At 71.9% G+C, this 22467-nt stretch carries 21 protein-coding genes and 1 pseudogene; 12 read left to right on the top strand and 10 right to left on the bottom strand.

Features of this window, described 5'->3' with window-relative positions; all coding sequences use genetic code 11:
• Window positions 1-51: 51 nt before the first annotated feature.
• Both ACLJQM_RS45775 and ACLJQM_RS45770 read right to left on the bottom strand, forming a co-directional pair.
• A complete protein-coding gene (locus ACLJQM_RS45775) occupies window positions 52-726 on the bottom strand; it encodes a class F sortase (protein ID WP_410636445.1) in 675 nt (224 codons plus the stop codon).
• A gap of 460 nt (window positions 727-1186) precedes the next feature.
• Complete coding sequence (locus tag ACLJQM_RS45770; protein WP_410636376.1) at window positions 1187-2620, bottom strand: collagen binding domain-containing protein; 1434 nt, start codon at window positions 2618-2620, stop codon at window positions 1187-1189.
• 321 nt (window positions 2621-2941) lie between these two features.
• Between ACLJQM_RS45770 and ACLJQM_RS45765 the strand changes: the two genes are divergently transcribed.
• Together ACLJQM_RS45765 and ACLJQM_RS45760 are read left to right on the top strand one after the other, a co-directional pair.
• A complete protein-coding gene (locus tag ACLJQM_RS45765; protein WP_360782338.1) occupies window positions 2942-3775 on the top strand; it encodes a Bax inhibitor-1/YccA family protein in 834 nt (277 codons plus the stop codon).
• A 206-nt stretch (window positions 3776-3981) separates the two neighbouring features.
• Window positions 3982-4689: a hypothetical protein gene (locus tag ACLJQM_RS45760; protein WP_410636444.1), complete on the top strand. Its 708-nt coding sequence runs from the start codon at window positions 3982-3984 to the stop codon at window positions 4687-4689.
• A 51-nt stretch (window positions 4690-4740) separates the two neighbouring features.
• On the opposite strand, the gene ACLJQM_RS45755 is transcribed toward ACLJQM_RS45760, so the two are convergent.
• On the bottom strand, window positions 4741-5076 hold the full coding sequence (locus tag ACLJQM_RS45755) for a peptidase inhibitor family I36 protein (RefSeq protein ID WP_410636375.1): 336 nt from the start codon (window positions 5074-5076) through the stop codon (window positions 4741-4743).
• 271 nt (window positions 5077-5347) lie between these two features.
• On the opposite strand from ACLJQM_RS45755, the gene ACLJQM_RS45750 reads away from it, so the two are divergent.
• Complete coding sequence (locus ACLJQM_RS45750; RefSeq protein WP_410636374.1) at window positions 5348-6616, top strand: YeeE/YedE family protein; 1269 nt, start codon at window positions 5348-5350, stop codon at window positions 6614-6616.
• 67 nt (window positions 6617-6683) lie between these two features.
• On the opposite strand, the gene ACLJQM_RS45745 is transcribed toward ACLJQM_RS45750, so the two are convergent.
• Window positions 6684-7904, bottom strand: coding sequence for an acetyl-CoA C-acetyltransferase (locus ACLJQM_RS45745; RefSeq protein WP_410636373.1), 1221 nt, complete (start codon window positions 7902-7904; stop codon window positions 6684-6686).
• A 101-nt stretch (window positions 7905-8005) separates the two neighbouring features.
• A complete protein-coding gene (locus ACLJQM_RS45740) occupies window positions 8006-8983 on the bottom strand; it encodes a GlxA family transcriptional regulator (RefSeq protein ID WP_410636372.1) in 978 nt (325 codons plus the stop codon).
• 101 nt (window positions 8984-9084) lie between these two features.
• Between ACLJQM_RS45740 and ACLJQM_RS45735 the strand changes: the two genes are divergently transcribed.
• The 8 genes from ACLJQM_RS45735 (at window position 9085) to ACLJQM_RS45700 (ending at window position 17153) form a co-directional block, all read left to right on the top strand.
• On the top strand, window positions 9085-9675 hold the full coding sequence (locus ACLJQM_RS45735; protein WP_410636371.1) for a cysteine hydrolase family protein: 591 nt from the start codon (window positions 9085-9087) through the stop codon (window positions 9673-9675).
• Window positions 9676-10227: 552 nt separating this feature from the next.
• On the top strand, window positions 10228-11175 hold the full coding sequence (locus ACLJQM_RS45730) for a pentapeptide repeat-containing protein (RefSeq protein WP_410636370.1): 948 nt from the start codon (window positions 10228-10230) through the stop codon (window positions 11173-11175).
• 13 nt (window positions 11176-11188) lie between these two features.
• Window positions 11189-11389 carry a hypothetical protein gene (locus ACLJQM_RS45725; RefSeq protein WP_247018628.1) on the top strand — a complete coding sequence of 67 codons (201 nt, stop codon included), beginning with the start codon at window positions 11189-11191 and terminating at the stop codon, window positions 11387-11389.
• 140 nt (window positions 11390-11529) lie between these two features.
• Window positions 11530-12900 (top strand): cystathionine beta-synthase, encoded by a 1371-nt coding sequence (locus tag ACLJQM_RS45720; RefSeq protein WP_247018631.1) that lies wholly within the window; start codon window positions 11530-11532, stop codon window positions 12898-12900.
• A 128-nt stretch (window positions 12901-13028) separates the two neighbouring features.
• Complete coding sequence (locus tag ACLJQM_RS45715; RefSeq protein ID WP_410636369.1) at window positions 13029-14537, top strand: hypothetical protein; 1509 nt, start codon at window positions 13029-13031, stop codon at window positions 14535-14537.
• A gap of 385 nt (window positions 14538-14922) precedes the next feature.
• On the top strand, window positions 14923-15318 hold the full coding sequence (locus tag ACLJQM_RS45710; protein ID WP_410636368.1) for a hypothetical protein: 396 nt from the start codon (window positions 14923-14925) through the stop codon (window positions 15316-15318).
• A 97-nt stretch (window positions 15319-15415) separates the two neighbouring features.
• On the top strand, window positions 15416-15856 hold the full coding sequence (locus ACLJQM_RS45705) for a hypothetical protein (protein ID WP_410636367.1): 441 nt from the start codon (window positions 15416-15418) through the stop codon (window positions 15854-15856).
• A 139-nt stretch (window positions 15857-15995) separates the two neighbouring features.
• Window positions 15996-17153: a cystathionine gamma-synthase gene (locus tag ACLJQM_RS45700; RefSeq protein WP_247018639.1), complete on the top strand. Its 1158-nt coding sequence runs from the start codon at window positions 15996-15998 to the stop codon at window positions 17151-17153.
• 1 nt (window position 17154) lies between these two features.
• On the opposite strand, the gene ACLJQM_RS45695 is transcribed toward ACLJQM_RS45700, so the two are convergent.
• Window positions 17155-17598 (bottom strand): VOC family protein, encoded by a 444-nt coding sequence (locus ACLJQM_RS45695; RefSeq protein WP_247018641.1) that lies wholly within the window; start codon window positions 17596-17598, stop codon window positions 17155-17157.
• Between the two features lie 9 nt (window positions 17599-17607).
• Complete coding sequence (locus ACLJQM_RS45690) at window positions 17608-17871, bottom strand: hypothetical protein (protein WP_410636366.1); 264 nt, start codon at window positions 17869-17871, stop codon at window positions 17608-17610.
• A gap of 96 nt (window positions 17872-17967) precedes the next feature.
• On the opposite strand from ACLJQM_RS45690, the gene ilvA reads away from it, so the two are divergent.
• Window positions 17968-19170 (top strand): threonine ammonia-lyase, encoded by a 1203-nt coding sequence (gene ilvA, locus ACLJQM_RS45685; protein WP_247018645.1) that lies wholly within the window; start codon window positions 17968-17970, stop codon window positions 19168-19170.
• 52 nt (window positions 19171-19222) lie between these two features.
• Here ilvA and ACLJQM_RS45680 read toward each other — a convergent pair whose 3' ends face one another.
• The 3 genes and pseudogenes from ACLJQM_RS45680 to ACLJQM_RS45670 form a co-directional block, all read right to left on the bottom strand.
• Window positions 19223-20065 carry a ferredoxin gene (locus ACLJQM_RS45680; protein WP_410636365.1) on the bottom strand — a complete coding sequence of 281 codons (843 nt, stop codon included), beginning with the start codon at window positions 20063-20065 and terminating at the stop codon, window positions 19223-19225.
• Window positions 20066-20067: 2 nt separating this feature from the next.
• Window positions 20068-20892 carry a hypothetical protein gene (locus ACLJQM_RS45675; protein WP_410636364.1) on the bottom strand — a complete coding sequence of 275 codons (825 nt, stop codon included), beginning with the start codon at window positions 20890-20892 and terminating at the stop codon, window positions 20068-20070.
• 25 nt (window positions 20893-20917) lie between these two features.
• Window positions 20918-22467, bottom strand: a pseudogene (locus tag ACLJQM_RS45670) (hypothetical protein); the annotation flags it as partial.

Raw genomic sequence — 22467 nt, 5'->3', positions numbered from 1 at the left:
TCGGGGTGTTCGTGACCACCGTGGCGCGACGTGAAGTTACTCACGGGTAACTTATGCGGGCTCCGCGATGACGATGCGGTTCTCTTCGTAGCCGTCCGAACCGCCGACCCAGCGGCCGCCACAGGTCGCCAGCACCACGCGGTGCGGGCCGGACTGGCCGAAGAGGTCGTCGGCCTGCGCGGGCAGGTCGTTCTTGTGGACGGTGAGCAGCTGGGAGATGCGGTAGCGCCAGGTCTTCCCGGCGTTGTCCACGATGGTCACCTCGGCGCCGATCCGGGCGCTCCACAGCTCGGCGAACGGCCCGGTGGCGCCCCGCCAGTTGACGTGCCCGGCGAAGACGCTGGCACCGCCGGCCGCGTCGAGCTCGGCGCCCCACCAGGTCGCCTGGCCGAGGTTGTCGGGGACGGGCAGTTCACCGCCGGGGCCGAGGTCCTTGCGCACGAGGGTGGCGGTACCGCCGGCGGGGAGCCGCACGGTGCCGGGTTGCTGCGGAGCCGGCGGCGCGGTGGACGGCTGCGCGGCCGGGGCGGCGGGGGTGCTCGTCGCCGGCGTCGGCGGCCGCGGTGGTGTGGAGGTGGGTGCGGCCGGCCGGGCGGCGGGGGCGGCGGCACCGGCGGCGGGCAGCGCGGTCCCGGCCACTACGGCCACGGGTGGTGAGGTGACCACGGAGGACCCCAGTTGAAGGCCGACGACGGTCGCGGCCCCGAGCGCGAACCCGACGAGCAACCGCCCCCGACGCGCCTTCGGCCCACCCGGGCGGCGGCGATCGCCGGGTTGCTGGACGGAGGTGGCCCAGCCGGTGCCCTGCTGCTGCGAACCGTCGGCGGTCGCCCAGCTGGTTGCCGGGTGCTGCGGGTCGTGGTCGTCGGCCAAGCCGGTGCCCTGCTGCTGTGAACCGTCGGCGGTCGCCCGGCCGGGAGCCTGGTGCTGCCGGTCGTAAGCGGTGGCCCAGTCGGTGCCCTGAGGTTGCGAACCGTCGGCGGCTGCCCAGCTGGTTGCCGGGTGCTGCGGGTCGTGGTCGGCGGCCAAGCCGGTGCCCTGCTGCTGCGAAGCATCGCCGGCCGCGGCCCAGTCGGTGCCCCGGTGCCGCTGCTCCTCACCAGCCGCCCAGCCCACTCCCTGGTGCCACTCCTCGATGAACCAGCTCTCGCCCCGCCAGCGCTCGCCGGCGTCGTTCGCCACGCCGTTACCTCCGCGAAGCGCGCCGTGCCGCGAAGCCCGCCAGGCCGGCGCCCAGCAGCACCAGCAAGCCGATCCCCGCCAGGCCCAGCCCCGAATAGCTCGTCTCGACCGTCCCCCGCATCATCGCGACCGGGGCGTCGCCGGCCGGGATCGCGCGCGGGACCTCGTTCGGCTTGTTCGACACCGTCAGCGCCAGCGTCTCGCCCGGTTTCACCGTGCCGCACGCCGACGGCGGGTTGCCCGGGTCGTAAGCGTTCGTGTACCCCGGCGGCGGGCTCGCCTCCACCACGCAGATCTCCTGCGGTGCCCGGAGGTCCTCGACCGTCACCCCGCCGGTCGCGCCGTCGGTCGTGACGACCGCGGGCTTGCCGTCGGCGCCCGTCAGGGGCTTGCCGTCCGCACCGAGGGCCGCGGACGTCTTGTCCGCGCCCGTGATCCGCAGGACCGCGCCGCCGACGCCCTTGCCCGTGTTCGCGTCCGTCTTCGTCACCTGCACCTTGCCGGGCTTCGCGACTTCGACGACGCCCTGCGCGGTCAGCTCCTGCTCGCCGCCGGTGGAGACGACGCGCTGCGCCGCCGTGTCGACCGGCAGCCGGACGTAGGGCCGGGCGGCCGGCGCGGACAGCGACGCCACCAGCTTCGGCCGCTCGCCCGTCGGGGTCAGCTTCACCTTCACCGTGCCGTCGGGGCCGGTCTTCAGCGTGACGTCCTTCGCGGCGGCCTGCGGGCTCGAGTTGCCCGCCGGGTCCCCCGCCGGTTCGCCGAGGGTGCCGGCCGTCGCCGTCAGCTTCACCGCGACGTCCGGGACGCCCTTGCCCTTGGCGTTCTTCACGGTCGCGGTCCACTCGGCCGGTTCACCGAGGTGCTGGTCGCCCTTCGGCGCGGTCACCGACGCCGTCCACGGCCCGCGGTTGGTCTCGGCGTCGGTCCGCAACCGCTTGACGGCGTCGGCGGAGTCCTTGCTCATCGCCTTCAGGTACCCGTCCTCGTCGTAGGCGATCTCGTCCGCGGGCAGGTTCGGGTCGCGGTCGGTGGAGGTGCGTGACGGCGCGGTCCACGAGTGCAGCAGGTGCGCGAGCGCGGTCGCCTCGTCGGGGTTCTTCGTGCCGCCGTAGCGCAGCAGCAGGTACGAGATGTTCGCCGCCACGTCCGCGGGCAGCTTCGTGCCCCACTTCGTCAGCAGTTCGTCGCCGGGCTTGTACGGCTCGTCGGTGTTCGGCGCGCGGAGCCGGAAGCTCACGCAGAACACCTGCTCCCCGCCGACGACGTACGACCCCAGCCAGACCGGGCGCGGCGCCGGGTCGGCGCCGACCCGGTGGCCGATGCCCTCCTGGCTCGCGGCCGACGCCGCGGTCGCGGAGAGCGCGCCGAGCAGCGTCGCGGCGAACAGGGCGATGAGCACGCGGATGCCCGCGCGCGGGCGTGTCGACCACCTCATGGTGTGCAGGCTCCTTCGTCGGCCGCGCGGCGACGGCTCACAGCGTCTCCGCAGGTCACACGATTGATCAACTCCCCGACGCGCGTACGGTGAACGACCGGGCACGCCAGGTGAGCGTCGCGCCGAGGGGGCCCGGCTGTCTACCGCCCTTCGAGTGGCGGTCGCTGAACGGTCGTGATCGTGGTCGCATAACGTGTCCGCCGTGGCCAGGGGGCCGCCGTCGAGTAAAGTCGTCTTTACTCGACGGGAACCGCACGTCCCCGGCGGTCGTTGAACCCGATGCAGCGTCGATCCACAAAGCAGCAGATCCAGGAGGATCAGGTGCGTTCCAGTAGCAACCCGGCGTTCCGCAACCTGCCCCACGGCGGAACCCAGACTTACGGGCAGTACGGCCCCCCGGTGGGCTTCAACCAACCCCAGGGCGGCGTGCCCGGGTACGGCCCCGGCCAGGCCGCCTCCGGCGAGGGCGACCGCCCGATGACCGTCGACGACGTCGTCGTCAAGACCGGCATGAGCCTCGGCGTCGCGCTGCTCGTCGGGATCGTCACCGCGATCTGGGCCCAGAACACGCTGGCCGAGACCGGCCGGCTGTCCGGCCCGCTCCTCGGCGCGATGCTCGGCGGCCTGGTCGTCGGGCTCGTGATCTCCCTGGTGATTATTTTCCGCCAGAAGCCGAGCGGTCCGCTGACCCTCGTCTACTCCGCCGCCGAAGGCCTGTTCCTCGGTGCGCTGAGCGGCGTCTTCGAGGTCGTCTACCCGGGCATCGCGCTGCAGGCGATCATCGGCACCGCGGGTGTCTTCATCGGCATGCTGGTGGTCTACAAGACCGGCGCGGTGAAGGTGACGCCGAAGCTGACGAAGTGGATCGTCGGCGCCGTCGTCGGGGTCGCGATCCTGATGCTGTTCAACCTGATCAGTGCGCTGGTCTTCGGCTTCAACCCGCTGCGTGACGGCGGCCCGCTCGCCATCATCTTCAGCATCGTCTGCATCGGCATCGCGGCGTTCAGCTTCCTGCTCGACTTCGACCAGGCCGACCGGATGATCCGCGAGGGCATGCCGTCGAAGTGGGCCTGGTACACCGCGTTCGGCCTGATGACCACGCTGGTCTGGCTGTACCTGGAGATCCTCCGGCTGCTGTCCTACCTTCGTGAGTAACTCTGGCTCATAGCTTCCGAATGACTACACAGTGAAGGCGCTCCGTAATCAACGGGGCGCCTTTTCTGTGGGTAATTCGTGCATTCGGGGACCCCGCTGCGGATCCCGCTCACCCTGCGTGTTTGATGTGCCGGTCGGTTCTTCATTTCACATGTGTGAGGTTCACAGTGAGCGTTCCCCCTCCGGCCCCCGGGGGCCAGCAGCCGGTGGGTCAGCCCGATCCCTACGGACCGCCTCCCGGCGGTCAGCCGCAGCAGCAGTACGGCCAGCCCGGCACGCCGCCGCACGGCCAGCCGCAGGGGCAGCCCGGCCAGTACGGCCCGCCGCCGGGGCAGTTCCCGCCCGGGCAGTTCCCGCCCGGCCAGGGCTTCCCGCCCGCGCCGCCGGTGCCGAAGAAGTCGAAGGCCGGCACGTTCATCAAGTTCGGCATCGTCGGCGTCGTCGTGATCGTCGCCGTCGTCGTGGGGATCGTTTCGTTCGCGAACTCGCCCGCCAGCTCCGCCGCCGGTGACTGCCTCACGATCACCGAGTTCACCCGGGGCGGGGACGACCCGGCGAAGGCCGACTGCAACGACCCGAAGGCCAACGTCAAGATCGCCGCCAAGCTCGACAGCGCGTCCGACCAGTGCCCCGGCGGGTCCGACGCCGGCTACGACACCTACTCGGTCAGCGGCCGCAGCTCGTACAAGCTGTGCCTGATGATCAACGCGAAGCAGGGCGACTGCCTCGCGAACTTCACGTCGAAGACCAAGGGCTACCTGAAGGTGCCCTGCTCCGACCCGACGAAGGACGCGGAACTCGTGAAGGTCATCGAAGGCCAGGCGAACCAGAACCTCTGCGAGGGCACCGAGGCCACCAACGCCGCGGTCTATCCGCAGCCGCCGACGACGATGTGCGTCAAAGCGAACAGCTGACCGCCGGCCGGCGGGTGGCCTCTCGAACAAAGAGCCACCCGCCGGGTTCCGTCAGGGGGACACGGCGTCGATGGTCCAGCCCTGGGGCGTGAACGTTCCACCGGGGAATATCTTCGCCCACTCGCCCGTGCAGTTGTTGTACTGCCACACCCGCATCGCTTGGCGCTGGCGGTTGTACGCGACGCGGTATTCCTTGGTGTCGATGCACTTGAGCGGGTACCCAACGGTGGAGCTGTCGGGGGTGCCTGGCGCGGATGCCAAGTACCACATGCAGAACCGGCCTTCCGAGCAATCCTGCAAGGACGCCGTCGCGGTCGCAGTGGTTAGCGCGGAAAACGATATCGCTGCGGTCACTATTGCCGCGGCGCGGCGAACTGATGTCTTCATCGACCCCTCATTTTCGTTGCGGCTATTCAGGCCAAGATCGAATCTAGAGTTGATCGGTTTCCTTGCGTAGGGACTGATCGGGTGAAGGTCGTCTCGGGTCAGGCGGACAAGGGTCTCTGCGAGGGCACGGAGGCCACGCGCGTGGCCGTCTACCCGTCGCCGGCGACGACGATGTGCGTCAAGACGAACGAATAGCCCGCCGGTCACCGCGGCTCGTCCCACAGTGTGCGACGAGCTGCGGTGAATCGATCACCGGATCTAGCTTTGGCGGGTGGCGACGACCGAATCCCCAGCCGGTGACCAGAAGTTCCTCGAATTCCCCACCTCCTGCGCCGCGCCGGTGCCGCGGCCGGAGGATCCCGTCCGCGTCGTGCCGCTGGCCGTCGCGGGTGCGCTCGCGGCCGGCCTGACCTGGTACGTCTGGGCGAGCCACGGCGCCAAGTTCGGCGTCCTGCTGCTGCTCGGCCTGGGCCTCGGGCTGGCGCTGTTCCACTCGCGCTTCGGCTTCACGTCGGCGTGGCGCCAGCTCATCGCCGTCGGCAACGGCCAGGGCCTGCGGGCCCACACCCTCCTGCTCGGCACCGCCGCGACGCTCATCGCGCTGATCGCGGGCACCGGCAGCGGGCTGTTCGGCAGCAAGCCGGCCCCGACGGCGGGCGCGCTCGGCCTCGCCCTCTTCGTCGGCGCGACGCTCTTCGCGATCGGCATGCAGCTCGGCGGCGCGTGCGCGTCCGGCACGCTCTTCGCGGTCGGGTCCGGCCAGTCGACGATCGTGCTGACCCTCGGCGGCTTTATCGCCGGCTCGGTGCTCTACACGTGGGCGTACCCGGTGCTGTCCGGCTGGCCCGAGTTCAAGGGCGTGCTGCTGGCCGACCACGTCGGCTGGTTCGGCTCCTGGGCGATCACGATCGCCGTGCTCGCCGCGATCGTCCTGGGCACGCGCGCGGTGCAGCGCCGCCGGACGCCGCCGCCGACCGACGTCGTGCCGACCGCGCGCGGCTTCGCCCGTGTCTTCCGCGGTTCGTGGCCGATGCTCGCCGGCGCGGTCGTGCTGGGCGTGCTGGCCGGCGCGGTGTTCCTGGTCTCCGGCGGCATCTGGGGCGTCACGAGCGCGTTTTCGTTGTGGGGCGCGAAGATCCTGCAGGTCTTCGGGCTGCACCCGGAGTCGTGGGAGTTCTGGCGGCAGAAGGCGAACGCGACGTCGCTGGCCAACCCGATCTGGCGCGACAAGACCAGCCTGACCGACATCGGCATCATGATCGGCGCCGCGGTGGCCGCCGCGGCCGCGGGTGCGTGGAAGATCCACAGCTCGATCCCGTGGCGCACGGCCGTCGCCGCGCTCCTCGGCGGGATCCTGATGGGCGTCGGCGCGCGGATGGCGGGCGGCTGCAACATCGGCGCGTACCTCGGCGGCATCTCCACCGGCAGCCTGCACGGCTGGCTGTGGGGCGTCTTCGCCCTCGGCGGCACGTGGGTCGGCCTGAAGCTGCGCCCGCTGTTCGGCCTGGCGAACCCGGTGCCGACCGACAGCGTCTGCTGAAACCACGGCGAAGGCCCCCACTCGCGAGCGGGGGCCTTCGCCCGTTTTTCAGCAGACACCGTCGTGATCAGGAAAGGCGCTCGATGATCAGCGCCATGCCCTGGCCACCGCCGACGCACATCGTCTCGAGGCCGAACTGCTTGTCGTGGTGCTGCAGCGAGTTGATCAGCGTCGAGGTGATCCGGGCGCCGGTCATGCCGAACGGGTGACCGACCGCGATCGCGCCGCCGTTGACGTTCAGCCGGTCCAGGTCGATGCCCAGGTCCTGGTACGACGGGATGACCTGCGCGGCGAAGGCCTCGTTGATCTCGACGAGGTCGATGTCGCCGATGGACAGCCCCGCGCGCGAGAGCGCCTGCTTGGACGCCTCGACCGGGCCGTAGCCCATGATCTCCGGCGAAAGGCCGGTCACGCCGGTGGACACGATCCGCGCCAGCGGGGTCAGGCCCAGCTCGCGCGCCTTGGTGTCGGACATGATGACCAGCGCCGCGGCGCCGTCGTTGAGCGCGCAGCAGTTGCCGGCGGTGACCCGGCCGTCCGGGCGGAAGACCGGCTTGAGGCCGGAGACGCCCTCGACCGTGACGCCGGCGCGCGGGCCGTCGTCCTTCGAGACGACCGTGCCGTCCGCCAGGGTCACCGGCGTGATGTCCTTGGCCCAGAAGCCGTCCGCGATGGCCTTCTCGGCGAGGTTCTGCGAGCGGACGCCGAACTCGTCCATCTCCTCGCGGGAAACGCCCTTGAGCCGGGCGAGGTTCTCCGCGGTCTGGCCCATCGCGATGTAGACGTCCGGGACGTTGCCCTCGGTGCGCGGGTCGGTCCAGGTGTCGGTGCCGGACTCCGCGGTCGCCTTGGTGCGGCTTTCGGCGTCGGCGAAGAGCGGGTTGTGGGTGTCGGGCCAGGAGTCCGAGCTGCCCTTCGAGAACCGCGACACGGTCTCGACGCCGGCCGAGATGAAGACGTCGCCCTCGCCGGCCTTGATCGCGTGGAAGGCCATCCGCGTGGTCTGCAAGCTCGACGAGCAGTACCGGGTGACGGTGCAGCCGGGCAGGTGGTCGTAGCCCAGCTCGACGGCGACCGCGCGGCCCATGTTGAAGCCGGACTCGCCGCCGGGCAGGCCGCAGCCGAGCATCAGGTCGTCGATGTCGGTGGGGTCCAGCTGCGGCACCTTGGCCAGCGCGGCCTGGACCATCTGCACGGTCAGGTCGTCGGGCCGCAGGCTGACCAGCGAGCCCTTGTTGGCGCGCCCGATGGGCGAACGCGCGGCGGAGACGATGACGGCTTCGGGCATGACGGACACATCCTCGTATCGACGGTCACTAAGCGGTTGCTCACATAGTGCCGCCTGGATCCCGGCTCGCAAAGTCGAAGCCGGTGTGAGCTTGCCTGGCCCTACCGGATCCGGAACCGCTCGCGGTACTCGCCCGGCGTCGTGGTCAGCCGGCGGCGGAACGAGCGGGTCAGCGTGGACACCGTGCCGAAACCGCAGGTGGTGGCGACGCGCGAGAGCGTGTCGTCGGTGGTTTCCAGCCGGTGCCGGGCGGCCTCGACGCGCGCGTGCTCGACGTACGCGGCCGGCGTCATGCCCAGCTCCGCCTTGAACACGCGCGTGAGCTGCCGGTCGGTGAGGTGGGCGTGCGCGGCCAGGTCGGCGACCGTCAGCGGCTCGGCGAGGTGGGTGGCGACGTGGTGGCGCAGCTCTTCCACCCGCCGGGTCGCGGACGCCGGTTCGAGGGACACGCTGAACTGGCTCTGCCCGCCGGGCCGCCGGAGGAACATGACGAGCTGGCGGGCGACGCGGGCCGCCGGCTCCGGGCCGAAGTCGTCCTCCACCAGCGCGAGCGCGAGGTCGAGGCAGGCGGTCAGCCCGGCGCCGGTCCACACCTCGCCGTCGCGGACGAAGATCGGGTCGGCGTCGACGGCGACCCCGGGGTGTTCGGCGGCGAGCTGCCGGGCGGTGGACCAGTGCGTGGTGGCGCGCCTGCCCTCGAGCAGCCCGGCGGCCGCGAGCACGTGCGCGCCGACGCAGACGGACGCCACCCGCCGCGCGCTCCCGGCCAGCTCGCGCACGGCGTCGACGACGGCGGGATCGCACACGGCGACGATCTCCCGGTTCTCCCCGACGGTCACCGCACCCGGCACGATCAAGGTGTCGATCGCCCGGCCGGTCAGCTCCCCGAAGGTCACGTCCGGCAGCACGCGCACGCCGGCGGACGTCGTCACCGGGTCCGCCGCCCCGGCCGCGAGGACGACGCGGTAGCCCGACGGCCGGTCCAGTTCCCGGTGCAGCAGCGAGAAAACCTCGGCGGGACCGGTGACGTCGAGCAGGTCGGCCCCGTCGAACAGGACCACGACGATCAGCCGTTCCATCGGTCTTCGCTCCATGTCGGTTTCTGCGTCTCGCATGTCATTGCCGACACGCTCGGCCGACTTTAGCGTCGGTGGGGTCAACGAGAGCGGAAGGACGACAAATGCCGAGGACGACGCTGCGGGAGCTCAACGGGCTCGACCGGACCCCCGCCGCACTGGCCGGGTCGACGCTGGTCCTGGTCGACTACCAGAACACGTACACGCGCGGGGTCATGGAACTGGACGGCTGGCGGCCCGCGCTGACCGCCGCCAAGGACCTGCTCACCGCGGCGCGGGCGGCGGGCGCGAAGGTGATCCACGTCGTCCACGACGGCGGCGCGGGCAGCGCGTACGACGTCCGGACCGACATCGGCGCCATCCACCCGGACGTCGCCCCGGTCGACGGCGAGCCGGTGGTGGTGAAGGCCGCGCCGAACGCCTTCGTGGGCACGGATCTGGGCGAGCGGATCGACGCGGCGGGCCACGAGGACGTGATCGTCGTGGGCTTCATGACCAACATGTGCGTCACGTTCACCGCGGAGGGCGCGTTCCTGCGCGGCAACACCCCGACGGTGGTGGCGGAGGCGTGCGCGACCCGCCCGCTGGCGACGGCGGTCGCGGAGGTGACTTCGGAGCAGCTGCACCACAGCGCGCTGGCGACGATCGCGGATCTGTACGGGGTGGTCGTGGCGAGCGCGGCCGATCTGCGGTAGCGCGGCCCGGCGTTTCGGTGGTGTCCGCTCGGGAGCCGGGCCGTGGGCGGGCGGTCGCGGTGGTGGGCCGGGCCGGATCCGGGCGCCGGGTTTCGGTGGCGCTCGCCCGGAAGTCGGCCGCGGGCGGTGACCGGACCCGAGCGTGGCCGATCTGCGGTAGCCCGGCCCGGCGTTTCGGTGGTGTCCGCTCGGGAGCCGGGCCGCGGGCGGGCGGTCGCGGTGGTGGGCCGGGCCGGATCCGGGCGCCGGGTTTCGGTGGCGCTCGCCCGCAAGCCGGCCGCGGGCGGTGACCGGACCCGAGCGTGGCCGATCTGCGGTAGCCCGGCCCGGCGTTTCGGTGGTGTCCGCCCGGGAGCGGGCCCCGGGTGGCGGTCTCGGTGGCGGCCGCCCGGGTGGCGGTCGCGGCAGCGGGCCGGGCCGGATCCGGGCGCCGGGTTTCGGTGGCGCTCGCCCGGAAGTCGGCTGCGGGCGGTGTGGTCGCGGCCGGTGACCGGACCCGAGCGCGGCCGAACCCGGTGTGCGACCGGGCGGTGACTGGCAGGATCGAACCCCGTGGCCAACGAACTCGAGCGCGTGCTGCGGACCAGGACGATCCTGCTGTGGGGCGCCGGGCTCCTGGTGCTCGCCGCGCTGGCGGCCACCCTCCTGCTCGCCCTGCTGGGCGGCGGCCGTCCGGAGGACTCCGCCCGGCTCGACGCGCTCAAGACCGCCGCCAACATCGTCGTCGGGACCGGGGGTGCCGCCGCGCTGCTGCTCGCCGCGCGGCGGCAGCGGTCCGCCGAGCTGGATCTGGTGCAGAAGGACCACGACGCCACCGAACGGCGGGTCACCGAGATCTACGGCAAGGCCGCCGACCAGCTCGGCAGCGACAAGGCGCCCGTGCGGCTCGCCGGGCTCTACTCGCTCGAACGGCTCGCCGGCGGGTACCCGGAGCACCGGCAGACGATCGTCAACGTCCTCTGCGCCTACCTGCGGATGCCGTACGTGCAAGGCGACGAACACCGCGAGGAGCTGCAGGTCCGCAAGACCGCGCAGCGCATCCTCCTGATGCACCTGCGGCCCGGGAAGCCCGAAGCGCCGAACACCGGGTACTGGCCGGACATCGACCTCGACTTTTCCGGTGCGACTCTGGTCGGGCTCACCCTCACGCACTGCGTGATCCGTTCGATCGTCTGCTACGACGCGGAGTTTCTCGAACTCACGCTGTTCCGCGGTACCGAATTCCGCACCAAAGCCGACTTCAACAAGGCCGAGTTCAAAGATCGCGTCGATTTCCGGGGAACCGTTTTCGGCGGCGAGCGCGACTCCTTCAACGGCGCCGTTTTCGCTGGTCCGGCCGATTTCGGCACGAAGACGACCGCGCGGCTCGCCGGTGCGGAGGCGCAACGCGGGTTTCCGCGGACCTGGCCGCCGGGCTGGGAAGAACGGCCGATCGCCGACCGGCCGGGCTGGGCGGAATTGACACGAAAGGGTGAGCCGGGGCAACCGGCGGGCCGATAGGATCGTGTTTCCGATGAAGTCGCCGTTCCACGACACGGGAGGTGAACTGGCGATGATCACCACCTGGGCCGCTCGCTCCGGGCCCTTGATCCTGCGGACGGACTGCCGCGTGCCGATCGGCGCCGGGCGGACCCTCCGGGACGGGATGACGGCTCAGCGTGCGGCGGCCCTCGGGCCGGAACCGGTGTGGACGAGCGGCTTGGTGGCTGCCTGAAGGGTCCTCGCCGGGCGGTCCGACCTCGCCATCGCTGCCCGGCATCGCCGACGCGCACCCGGAGGCCCCCGGACCCCGATCGCGCGTGAGTGGACCGTGAGGTGGACAACGCCACCGGTCGGCCGTTTAGGCTGGCGGTCGTGGAGTACGCAGAGCACATCGCAGACCTCGTGGGCAACACCCCGCTGGTCAAGCTGAACTCGTTGACCAAGGGGCTCAAGCCGCTCGTGCTGGCCAAGGTCGAGTACCTGAACCCGGGTGGCTCGGTCAAGGACCGGATCGCGCTGCGCATGATCGAGGCGGCCGAACGCTCCGGTGAGCTGCGCCCCGGCGGCACGATCGTGGAACCGACGTCCGGGAACACCGGCGTCGGCCTGGCCATGGTCGCGCAGCGCAAGGGCTACCAGTGCGTCTTCGTCTGCCCGGACAAGGTCAGCGAAGACAAGCGCAACGTCCTCAAGGCCTACGGCGCCCGCGTCGTGGTCTGCCCGACCGCGGTCGCGCCCGAGCACCCGGACTCCTACTACAACGTCTCCGACCGCCTGGTCCGCGAGATCGACGGCGCCTGGAAGCCCAACCAGTACGCCAACGCGCAGAACCCGGAGAGCCACTACCTCTCCACCGGGCCCGAGCTGTGGAAGCAGACCGACGGCAAGATCACGCACTTCGTCGCGGGCGTCGGCACCGGCGGCACGATCTCCGGCACCGGCAAGTACCTCAAGGAGGTCAGCGACGGCCGCGTGCAGGTGGTCGGTGCCGACCCGGAGGGCTCGGTCTACTCCGGCGGCAGCGGCCGGCCGTACCTGGTCGAGGGCGTCGGCGAGGACTTCTGGCCGGACACCTACGACCGGAACATCGCCGACGAGATCATCCCGATCTCCGACGCCGACTCCTTCCAGGTCACCCGCCGGCTCGCGCTGGAAGAGGGCCTGCTGGTCGGCGGCTCCTGCGGGATGGCCGTCGCCGCCGCGCTGAAGCTCGCCGAGCGGCTCACCGAGGACGACGTCGTGGTCGTGCTGCTGCCCGACGGCGGCCGCGGCTACCTGACGAAGGTCTTCAACGACACCTGGATGTCCTCCTACGGCTTCCTGCCGCCGGACTCCTCCGGCGCGACGGTCGCCGACGTGCTCACCAAGAAGAGCGGGCACCTGCCGACGCTGGTGCACTCGCACCCGAACGAGACGGTCGCCGAGGCCATCGCGATCCTGGCCGAGTTCGGCGTCAGCCAGATGCCCGTGGTCAGCGCGGAGCCGCCGGTGATGGCGGCCGAGGTCGTCGGCGCGGTCAACGAGCGCGACCTGCTCGACGCGCTGTTCACCGGCAAGGCGCAGCTGGCCGACCGGCTCGACCGGCACATGTCGCCGCCGCTGCCCACGATCGGCGGCGGTGAGCAGGTGGGTTCCGCGATGACCGCGCTCGAGAGCGCGGACGGCGCCCTCGTGCTGGTCGACGGCAAGCCCGCCGGGGTCGTCACCCGGCACGACCTCCTGGGCTTTCTGGCCGGACGCTGAACAACGGCTGAGAAGTGTCTTGATCGGCGGACCCGGCAGGGGCGTTACGAGCGCCCTGCCGGGTGATCCGATAGCGTGAGCGCGAGTAGAACACTTTCGCGTCCTCGTCAAGGGGGTTCAAGACCCACATGAGTGCACCGCAGCCACCGAACCAGCCGTGGGGTGGCGGCCAGCCACCTCAAGGCCCGCCGAGTGGCCCCCAGCCGCAGCAGGACCCGTTCGGCAGCCCGGAACCGACCCAGGTCGTCCAGCCCGCCCAGCCTCAGCAGGGCGGTTCCCCGTTCGGGGAGACGCCTGAGCCGACCCAGGTCGTCCAGCCGGGTGACGGCGGGGCGGGCGCGACCCAGGCGATGCCGCCGGTCGACGCGAACGCGACCCAGATGGTGAACCCGGTCGGCGGCGGCGACGCCCCGGTCGCGGACTCCACGCAGCTGGTGCCCCCGGGCTCCCAGCCGCCGGCGATCCCGTACACCCCGCCGCCGAGCGCGGCCGACAACCCGGCCGCGGCGTTCGGCCAGCAGCAGGGCGGGTTCGGTCAGCCGGACCAGGGCGGCTTCGGCCACCCCGGTCAGCAGGGCGGGTTCGGGCAGCAGCCGGGCGGCTTCGGCCAGCCGGGGCAGCAGCCCCCGCAGGGCTTCGGCGGTCCCGGCTTCGGCGGCCCGCAGCAGCCCGGTTTCGGCGGGCAGCCGCAGCAGCCGTTCGGTGCCGCTCCGGCGGCAGGCGGCGGCAACGGCCTCTTCGGCTACATCGCCGGCGGCGTCGTCGCGGTGCTCGGCCTGATCGCGCTGATCATCTCCTTCGGCTACATGGGCGACGCGAGCGACTACTCGAAGCTCTTCGACAGCGCGCCGAGCCAGGAAGCCATCAAGGACGTCCTCGACCGGCTGGGCATCATCGGCCCGGGCACCGTGTGGTTCTACGTCGTGATGATCCTGGTGGGCTCGCTGCTCTCCCTGGCCGGCGGTGTCGGCCTGGCGCTCGCGGGCAAGCTGGGCGGCATCAAGAAGTTCGTCCCGATCGTGGTCGTCGCGGGCGGCGCGCTCCTCACGCTGTTCGCGCTGCTGCTCAAGATCGGCATGACGCCGAACGCCGAGGCGCTCGCGCAGGTTTCGGCGTCCGCCAAGGACACCTTCGGGCTCGGGCTGCCGCCGCTGATCATCGGCGTCCTCGTCCTCATCGCGGGCGTGCTCGGCCTGGTGCCGGCGACCGCGCAGTTCGTCGGCCTCGGCGGTGGCGGCGGTGCCGCCGCACCGGCCGGGCCGCAGGGCTTCGGCGGTCCGCCCCAGGGCTTCGGCGGCCCGCAGCAGCCGGGCGGCTTCGGCCAGCCGGGTCAGCCCGGCCCGCCGCCGCAGCAGCAGGGATACGGCCAGCCGCCGCAGGGTTACGGCCCGCCCCCGGGCTACGGCCAGCCGGGCGGCCCCAACCCGGCCAGCGGCGGGTTCCCGCAGCCGTCGAGCGGGGGCTTCGGGCAGCCGGGCCAGCCGCCGCAGCAGGGTGGCTACGGCCAGCCGGGCCAGCCGCCGCACGGCTACCCGCAGCAGCCGGGGCAGCAGCAGGGCTACGGCCAGCCGCCGGGCCAGCAGGGCCCGCCGAGCGGCGGGTTCGGCCAGCCCGGCCAGCCGCCGCAGCAGTGGTGAACTGAGCGCCTTTCGTGCCCCGGAGCCTTTCGGCTCCGGGGCACGCTGCATTTATAGCGGAATTCGCAATTGTCCGAAGAGGACAAAAGGCGTCCGTGCGATCGCGTGACATGATTTCTGCCGCTACCGCACAATAATGATCTTGGGTTCCGCCGTCCGGCCGAATTCCGTTCCGTTTCCGGACTACTTCCCGCATTCCGGTCTAAGGTGAGCGCCGTCGTACTTGAGCTTGCCCGATGGGGGACTGGTGACCGGCTATCCGGTAGCGCGTTCGCATTCGTATTCATCGACTCGGCCATCCGGAGTAACGGCGGTGCTCGCGGGTCTTCTCGGAATTCCGGCCGCGGTCGCGGCGGGCTACGTACCGGTCAAGATCTTTCTCGACATGCCCGCCGAATTCAGCCTCGGCGCATTGCCGGGTCTGGTGCTGGCGGACTTCGCCGGCTACCTCGTCGCGGGGCTCGTCCTGCTCATCGGTTCCCTGGCCACGCTGTTCCGCGCGACGGCGGGCGCGGTCCTGCTCGGCATCGGCGCGCTGCTGGCCATCGGGGCGCTGCTCACCGAGCCGCTGTCGGTCGGCGTACCGCCGGCCCGCTTCGCCGACGCGATGTTCACCCACGGCGGCCTCGCCATGGTCGACCGGGTCGGCCTCGCCACGCTGGCGGTGCTCGTGCTGGTCCTCGCGTTCCTGCCGCCGACGTTCCGCTACCTGCGCTACCGCGCCGCGCTGCCGGTGATGTCCGGTCCGGGTGCGTACCCGTCTTCGTCGCGGAGCTGGTGACTTCCGCCCCCGAGGAGCACGCACGGTAACCGGCCGTATCCTCATCAGCCGTACCCGCCCCGGCCGCAGGGCGGCCGACCACCGGGCCGGTGACCGCTTGACCACCTCCACCGAAGGCCGCACCGCCCTCGCCGCCGCGGCGCTCGCGCTGCTCGGCGGGCTGCTCTACGCCGCGGGGTTCGTCCTCGACGTCGTCACGCTGGTCCGCTTCCCGGCCGACGCCGCCCGCGCCGGCCTCCACGCGGCGGTCGACGCCGTCCTCGCGTCGGTCCTGCTGTCCGGTGGCGTCCTGCTGCCGCGGCAGCACCCGGCCGGCCGCCTCGGCTGCGTGGCCGGCAGCACGGCGGCGCTGCTCGCGACGCTGACGTCGCTGGTGCTGGCGGCCACCGGGCTCGCCGTGGTCGACCTCGGCGGCCCGGGCGACCTGGCCGCCGGCGGGGTCGCCGCGCTCGCGCTGGTGCTGCCGCCGTCGGTCGCCACCCTGGCGCTGGCCGCCTCCCGCCCGGCCGCCCGCTGGGTCGGGGTGAGCACCGCCTGATCTCCGGCCGTGCGGAGTTGGAAGGCGCCGGTGTCGATCTCCGCGGGCCCGGTGACCTGGGCCGCAGGCGGACCGGCTCACCCGACTGAGACCCATCCCACCTGACGGGAATGTTCAGGCCAGGCCTTACGCTGAACAGATGGTGGACGACTACTCCGAACTGGGCTTCGAGACCCGCGCGATTCACGCGGGGCAGAAGCCCGACCCCCGCACCGGCGCGGTGATCGTGCCGATCTACCAGACCTCGACCTACGCGCAGGACGGCGTGGGCGGGACCCGCGAGGGCGACTACGAGTACTCGCGCACCGCGAACCCGACCCGTTCGGCGCTGGAGGAGGCGCTGGCCTCGCTGGAAGGCGGCCGGCACGCGCTGGCCTTCGCGTCCGGCATGGCCGCGTCCGACGTGGTGCTGCGCAGTACCCTGCGCCCGGGTGACCACCTCGTGCTCGGCAACGACGCTTACGGCGGCACGTTCCGCCTGATCGACAAGGTGCTCAGCCTCTGGGGCGTCGAGCACACCGTCGCGAACCTGGCCGACCTCGACGAGGTGCGCGCGGCGATCCGCCCCGAGACCAAGCTGATCTGGTGCGAGTCGCCTACCAACCCGATGCTCGGCATCGCCGACATCGCGGGGCTGGCCGGGGTGGCGCACGACGCCGGCGCCCGCCTGGTCGTCGACAACACCTTCGCGACGCCGTACCTGCAGAACCCGCTCTCGCTGGGCGCGGACATCGTCCTGCACTCGACGACGAAGTACCTCGGCGGGCACTCCGACGTCGTCGGCGGCGCGATCATCACGAACGAGGACGAGCTGCGCGAGCAGTTCTTCTTCCTCCGCAACTCCGCCGGCGCGGTGCCCGGCCCGTTCGACGCCTGGCTGACGCTGCGCGGCATCAAGACCCTCGCCCTGCGCATGGAGCGCCACAGCGACAACGCCGAGCGCATCGTGCAGGCGCTGGTCAACCACCCGAAGGTGGCGAAGGTCTACTACCCGGGCCTGCCGGAACACCCCGGCCACGAGATCGCCGCGAAGCAGATGCGGCGCTTCGGCGGCATGGTCTCGTTCAGCCACGCGGACGGTGAGCAGGCGGCGTTGGACGTCGCTTCACGTACGAAGCTGTTCATCCTCGCGGAGTCGCTCGGCGGCATCGAGTCGCTGATCGAGCACCCGGGCAAGATGACGCACGCGAGCACGGCGGGCTCGACCCTGCAGGTCCCGGCGGACCTGCTGCGCCTTTCCGTCGGCATCGAAGACGGCCGCGACCTGGTCGCCGACCTGCTGGCGGCGCTGGACTGAGTCAGTCCAGCTCTTCGGCCAGCCCCACGATGATCCCCTCGGGACCGCGGACGTAGCACAGCCGGAAGATGCCCCCGTACGGCTCGATCTCGCCCACGAGCTCGGCGCCGTGCGGGCGCAGGCGGTCGAGGACGTCGTCGAGGTTCTCGTCGAGCGCGAACATGATCCGGCGGTAGCCGAGCGTGTTCGACGGCGCGACCTTCGGCTCCGGCACGACGGCCTTGGGCTGGTGGAACTGCGCCAGCTCGATGCCGCCCTGGCCGTCCGGCATCCGCAGCATCGCGATGTCCTGCTTGACGTCCTCGAGCCCGATCACGCGCTCCGCGAAGCGCCCTTCGAGCGGGCCCTTGCCCTCGAGCCGCATGCCCAGCTCGACGAAGAACGCGATCACCGCGTCCAGGTCGTCGACGACGATGAGGATGTTGTCCATCCGTTTGAGCGCCAACGGGGTTCCTCAGGGGTTGTAGTTGCCGTGCACCACGCCGCCGGACTTCGGCGTACCCGCGGCCGGCAGCTTCGCGCCGTCGACGCAGCCGCCGACCAGCTCGACGTGGCTGTCGTGGCGGATGTACTGGGCCGGTGAGCCGCAGGAGACGCTGTCCACCGTGATGTACGCGGCTCCGGTGAGCGCCGCGGCCGAGGCCAGCCCGATCACGAGCGGGACCAGCCCGGCGGACCGGGTGGCGCGAGCCCGTCGAGCGTCGTTCCCCCGTGCCATGAGTTGCTCCCTGTTTACCGCGTGTTGACGGGACCCAGGGTACCCGGCCCGCGGTCCGGTCAACCTGTGGATCTCCTGAGTGGCATAGTCCGGCCCATGGAACTCGTCACCCTCGAGCGCATCCAAGCCGCCCGGGAGCTCCTGACCGGAGTGACCCGGGTGACGCCGATGGAGCACGCACGCGACCTGCGGAAGCTCCACGGCGGTCCGGTCCACCTGAAGTGCGAAAACCTGCAGCGCACCGGCTCGTTCAAGATCCGCGGCGCCTACACCCGCATCGCCGGCCTGACCCCGGCCGAGCGCGAGCGGGGCGTCGTCGCGGCCAGTGCCGGCAACCACGCGCAGGGCGTCGCGCTGGCGTCGTCGCTGCTCGGCGCCAAGTCCACCGTCTTCATGCCGCTGCGGGCCCCGCTGCCGAAGCTGGCCGCGACCCGCGGGTACGGCGCCGAGGTGCACCTCCACGGCGCGCTGCTGGAGGAGACGCTCCGCGCCGCCGTCGAGTTCGGCGAGCGGACCGGCGCGGTGTTCATCCACCCCTTCGACCACCCGGACGTCATCGCCGGCCAGGGCACGGTCGGCCTGGAGATCCTCGAGCAGGTGCCGGGCGTGAAGACCATCCTGGTCGCCACCGGGGGCGGCGGGCTGGTCGGCGGGGTCGCGTCGGCGGTCAAGGCGCTGCGCCCGGACGTCCGCGTCGTCGGCGTCCAGGCCGCGGAGGCCGCCGCGTACCCGCCTTCGCTGGCCGCGGGCGCGCCGGTGCGGCTGGGCCAGACCTCGACCATGGCCGACGGGATCGCGGTCGGCGAGCCCGGCCTGGTCAGCTTCGCGCACGTCGAGTCGCTGGTCGACGACGTCGTCACGGTGTCCGAGCAGTACCTGTCCCGCGCGGTGCTGCTCTGCCTGGAGCGCCGCAAGCTGGTCGTCGAGCCGGCCGGCGCGGCGCCCGTCGCGGCGCTGCTGCAGCACGTCGGCGCCTTCGAACCGCCGGTCGTCGCCATCCTCTCCGGCGGCAACGTCGACCCGGTGCTGCTCCTGCAGATCATCCAGCACGGCATGACCGCCGGCGGCCGCTACCTGCGCCTCCGGCTGCGCGTCCCGGACCGCCCCGGCTCCCTGGTCGGCGTGCTGTCGTGCGTCAGCGAGCTCGGCGCGAACGTGCTCGACGTCGAGCACTCGCGCATCTCCGGCACCCTCGACCTCGGCGAGGCCGACGTCGTACTGGCGCTGGAGACCCGCGGCCCCGAGCACTGCAAGGACGTCGAGCGCGCGCTGACCGACGCCGGTTACACCGTGGTCTGAGGCCGCTTCCGGGGGATCCGGGTGGCGGAGCCCCCCCCGGATCCCCCGGATGTCACAGCTGTTCGCCGGTGATGGCCGTGAGCGCGAGGTCCTTCGCGGTCTCCGGCACCTCCGCCGGCGCGGTGAAGCGTCGGGCCCGGATGTGGGCGACCAGCTCCGGGTCCGGCGGCACGCCGTGTTCGCGCAGGTAGTACGCGACCGCGCCGGGCCACGCCCAGGCGCCGTCGGTGCGGAAGTTCATCGGCACCGCGTCCCCGCGGTCGGGCGCGAACGCGTCCGGCCCGTTGCTGCGGGACGCCAGGATCACCGGCGCCGCGTCGAGGTAGGTCAGCACCCGCTCGATCTCGGCGGGCAGGAGCGGCTGGCGGCGGATCAGCGGGCGCCCGGAGGCGTCGAGGCCGTCGTAGATGCGCGGGGTGCGCACCTCGCCGTCACCCGGCGGCGGCGTGAGCGGGGGCAGTCCCGCGCCCTCGCGCAGCCAGCCCGGGATGTGCTCCTCCGCGCGCGGGAAGAACCGCAGCTCGTCCTGGAACCCGATCGGCGGGGGCTGCTGCCGGAACGGCGGCTCGAGGTCCGGCCGCACGAAGTCGACGTCGGGCGCCTGCCCCGGCTCGAAGACGAGGATCGCGCCCAGCCAGGTGCCGAAGCCGGGCTGGTACATGCCCGACCGCAGCACGCCGAGCAGCCGCACGGCCTCCGGCGGCGGCTGCGCCACGCGAGGCCGCCCGTCCGGAGCGGTCACCAGCAGGTCGGACTCGACGTGCCGGCCCGCGGCCCGGTACTCCACCCGCAGCTGCTGCCAGCCCGGCGGGATCGCCGCGGTGAGCGCCGCGCCGATCTGCCGGACGATCTCCTGCTGCTGGTCCGGGCGCAGCGGCCCCGGTGGCTGGGTCATGGTCAGGCTCCTTCGGCGCCTTGGCGCAGCCAGTCGGGCATGCGCCGCTCGGTGCGCGGGTAGCGCCGCAGCTCTTCGGCGAACGCCCCGGCGGGCGGCCGCTCCTGGAAGCCCGGGTCCTCGGTGGCGTTGAACTGCGCCTTGACCGAGTCGGGGAACTTCATCTCGTACTTCACGCTCACCCAGGTGCCGCGGCCTTCGGACAGCGAGGCGGCGCGGTGGCGCCGGAGCAGGTCGAGCACCTGCTCCGGCGGGGTCCACGGGTAGACCGTGCCGGTGATCGAGTGCACGACCGCGCCCGACTCCTCGTGGTCGCCGACCGCCCGGTACTGCAGCTGGAGGTAGTCCCAGCCCGCGGGGAGCGTGAACTTCAGGTAGTCGGCGACGTTCTTCAGCAGCGCGTTGGGCTCGTCGGGCGGCTGCTCCCCGCCGGCCTCGCCCTTGACGCCCTCCCGGTACCAGGCAGGCGTCCACTCCTCGTCGCGGAAGTAGGCCTCGAAGTCCTGGTGCCAGACGTCGGCCTCGAGCGGCGGGTCCCACAGCGGGTCGAGGTCGAAGTTGTAGGAGACGCGGTACTCGCCGTCCGGCTCGATGACCAGCCGCAGCGACAGCCAGGTGCCGCGGCCGCGCAGGTACTTCTTGTTGCGCAGCTCGAACAGCAGCGGACTGACGTCGGGCGGAGGCTCCATGCGCGCGGCCGCGCCGTCGGGCATCACGACGGCCAGGGAGATCTCCTCGACCGCCGCGGTCAGCCGGACGGTCATGTCGATCCGCCGCCAGCCTTCGGGAGCGGCGTCCATCAGCCAGCCGCCGATCCAGCGGACCACCTGGTCCTCGTCCGCCTCCCGCAGGTCAGGTCCGGGTGGGGGGTACCACGGGGGCTGGGTTCGGGACATTCGGGAAGCTCCTGTAGTTGTACGTGCGGGTGCCGTCGGGGTGGATTCTCTCGGACATCACGTGCAGCCGGTCGGGTGTCTCCCCGGTCGACGGCGCGTCGGCGTAGACGCGTGTCGTGCCGTGGTCGCCACCGCCCCGCTCGAACGTCTGGCGGTCGATCTCCATCTGCCGCCAGTTGTCCGGGTTGCCGACGCTGTGGTTCTGCTCGTAGAGCTGGGGAACCATGCCCATCCGGCCCTGCAGCCCACCCGACCGGTGGTCGGCGGTGTGCCCGCCGCGGTTGACGGTGCTGCCCGGGTGGTCTTCCAGCCCGACGTGGCCGGTGCGCTCCTGCGGGCCGAGCCCGACCCGCTTCGTCGCCGGGCTGGTGTAGTCCGGCTCCCACGACACGGCGGCGTTGCCGTGCTCGTCGACGTGGTAGTGCATGTTCTCGGCGCCGATCTCGTACTTGGCGCCGCGCACCGGCATGCCGTCGGGCCGGCCGGCGTGCTGGTCGTGCATCGTGTGCTGATCACCCGTCTCCGGGTTGATCATGCCGCGCTCGTTGTCGTGCCACGTCTTGATGTGCGTGAACTCCGGCGGGTTGTCACCGCTGGTGTAGAACGTGCCGTGCCACTGATCGGTACCGTCGGGCGCCTTCGAATAGACCTCGTACCGGCTGTTGGGCTTGAGGTCCTCCGGCGGCGTGGCCCCGAACGGACCGTCACCGTTGTGCCCCGGGTCGTACCCGGTGATCCGCCGCTCCACCGGCGGCGGCGTCAACGGCGGATCGAAGTGGTCGATGTCCAGCTCGGGACGCCCGTCCGCGTCGGTGTGGAACTCGAACTGCCCCTCACCGGTGCTGACCCGGTAGTCGACGTCCCCGTGCAGGTGCGAAGCGTCCGGGTTCCCGACCTCGACGCCGTTGTTCCCGACCCGCGTGTTCGGCACGTCGGCGTCGATGTGCGTGATCCGCGGCGGGGTCTCACCGTTCGTGTAGACCCGGGTGAACCGCCCGTCCGGATCGGTGACCTCGTAGCGCGTGTTCGGCTCCAGGTGCCGCGGGTTCGCCGGGTCGAAGAACCGCTCGTGCCGCCCGAGCGTGACGTCCTCGTGCCGCGTGAACTCCGGCTCCCGCCAGCCCTCGCCGAGGTCGTGCATGTCCGGGTGGTCCTTGCCCCGCGCGAACGCACTGTCGGCATCGACGTCGTGCGCGTCCCCGTGGTGGCTGTCCGGCGCGAACCCGTCCTCGCCGGCCCGATGGGTCGAGCCGTCGGGGTGGTGGGTGTTCCATTCGCCGTCGGGTGGGATGCGGGGGCGCATGCGTCCGTCGGGGCCGATTTCGTAGTCGGAGGAGAAGACGCGTCCGTGGGAGTCGGTCCAGGCGGGTTTGGTGGGTGCGGTGACGTCGGTGTCGAGTTCGCGGGAGAGGCGGTGGGCGAAGTCGTTGGAGGAGGCGTCGCAGCCGATGAGCCGGATGGGGCGGCCGTCGTAGTCGGGGTTGCGGCGGAGGATGTCGGCGAATT

Origin of the sequence: Amycolatopsis sp. cmx-4-83, from assembly GCF_046548815.1 — a bacterium.
Lineage (GTDB): Bacteria > Actinomycetota > Actinomycetes > Mycobacteriales > Pseudonocardiaceae > Amycolatopsis > Amycolatopsis pretoriensis_A.
The sequence above is the reverse complement of the archived record's forward strand: the minus strand, read 5'-3'. Positions and strand labels throughout refer to the sequence as shown.

Coding starts and splice junctions, on each gene's coding strand:
- ACLJQM_RS45770 (WP_410636376.1), bottom strand. CDS start 2,620: ATGAGGTGGTCGACACGCCCGCGCGCGGGCATCCGCGTGCTCATCGCC.
- ACLJQM_RS45725 (WP_247018628.1), top strand. CDS start 11,189: ATGAAGTCGCCGTTCCACGACACGGGAGGTGAACTGGCGATGATCACC.
- ACLJQM_RS45755 (WP_410636375.1), bottom strand. CDS start 5,076: ATGAAGACATCAGTTCGCCGCGCCGCGGCAATAGTGACCGCAGCGATA.
- ACLJQM_RS45680 (WP_410636365.1), bottom strand. CDS start 20,065: ATGACCCAGCCACCGGGGCCGCTGCGCCCGGACCAGCAGCAGGAGATC.
- ACLJQM_RS45715 (WP_410636369.1), top strand. CDS start 13,029: ATGAGTGCACCGCAGCCACCGAACCAGCCGTGGGGTGGCGGCCAGCCA.
- ACLJQM_RS45735 (WP_410636371.1), top strand. CDS start 9,085: ATGCCGAGGACGACGCTGCGGGAGCTCAACGGGCTCGACCGGACCCCC.
- ACLJQM_RS45710 (WP_410636368.1), top strand. CDS start 14,923: ATGCCCGCCGAATTCAGCCTCGGCGCATTGCCGGGTCTGGTGCTGGCG.
- ACLJQM_RS45700 (WP_247018639.1), top strand. CDS start 15,996: ATGGTGGACGACTACTCCGAACTGGGCTTCGAGACCCGCGCGATTCAC.
- ACLJQM_RS45690 (WP_410636366.1), bottom strand. CDS start 17,871: ATGGCACGGGGGAACGACGCTCGACGGGCTCGCGCCACCCGGTCCGCC.
- ilvA (WP_247018645.1), top strand. CDS start 17,968: ATGGAACTCGTCACCCTCGAGCGCATCCAAGCCGCCCGGGAGCTCCTG.
- ACLJQM_RS45745 (WP_410636373.1), bottom strand. CDS start 7,904: ATGCCCGAAGCCGTCATCGTCTCCGCCGCGCGTTCGCCCATCGGGCGC.
- ACLJQM_RS45740 (WP_410636372.1), bottom strand. CDS start 8,983: ATGGAACGGCTGATCGTCGTGGTCCTGTTCGACGGGGCCGACCTGCTC.